The 629-nt window shown below is 59.0% G+C and carries 2 protein-coding genes and 1 pseudogene; all 3 read right to left on the bottom strand.

Going from position 1 to position 629, the window contains the following annotated elements; translation table 11 throughout:
• Positions 1 to 196 (bottom strand): annotated as a pseudogene (locus RVY79_RS16970) (hypothetical protein); the annotation flags it as partial.
• Positions 193 to 384 (bottom strand): hypothetical protein, encoded by a 192-nt coding sequence (locus tag RVY79_RS16965; RefSeq protein WP_317465640.1) that lies wholly within the window; start codon positions 382 to 384, stop codon positions 193 to 195. The pseudogene RVY79_RS16970 and the gene RVY79_RS16965, both read right to left, overlap by 4 nt.
• A 19-nt stretch (positions 385 to 403) precedes the next feature.
• Positions 404 to 629: hypothetical protein (locus tag RVY79_RS16960; protein WP_317465639.1), on the bottom strand; the 226-nt coding region annotated here is incomplete at its 5' end.

Raw genomic sequence — 629 nt, 5'->3', positions numbered from 1 at the left:
GCTTTTCTGGGCATTCGCCCATATCCGAGAGGAATACCTCAAAGCTGGCCCAACGCTCGCAGCAGGTCACGCCGTCGTAGTGCTTGGCGTGATGCGCATCGCGGCTGCTGATCGATGTGCGTTGACGCATGGCCTTCCAGCGCCGATACGTCAGCGAACCGTGATAACCGTGCTTGATGTTGCCGTTCTTGTTCATGTCTGAGCTTTAATGCCATCTGCGACATTTGCGCGGAAGACCAGAACCATGATCTCGATGCACTCTGCGCTGATCTTCTCGCCGATGCTGCGCTTGAAGTCGCGGGCCATGTTCTTGACCAGGTCCGTCACCACGTCCAGCAACCCATAGGCCGCTTTGTAGATCGGAAGGTTTGTGTGCAGTGCCACGGTGGATGTAATTGTTAAATTACAAAAGGATCAATCTGCGGACGGCACGGGCGCGCAACTCGTCGTCGCGGCGGATGCCGCTCTGGCCGCCGTAGCCGAAACCCTGACACCAAGCCCAGCCGGACTCGCGCTCGCGAGCCTCTCCGGACCAGTACCAGGTGCCCTGGAACTCATCTTTGAGATTGGCGTACAGAAGCGATTGCTCGCGGCGCGTCGGCAACTCGCCGCCCTGTTCCTTGGCCCAC

The sequence above is a fragment of the Chromohalobacter sp. HP20-39 genome (assembly GCF_033052815.1).
GTDB lineage: Bacteria > Pseudomonadota > Gammaproteobacteria > Pseudomonadales > Halomonadaceae > Chromohalobacter.
Note: the sequence above shows the minus strand (reverse complement) of the source record. Positions and strands in the feature narration are given on the sequence as shown.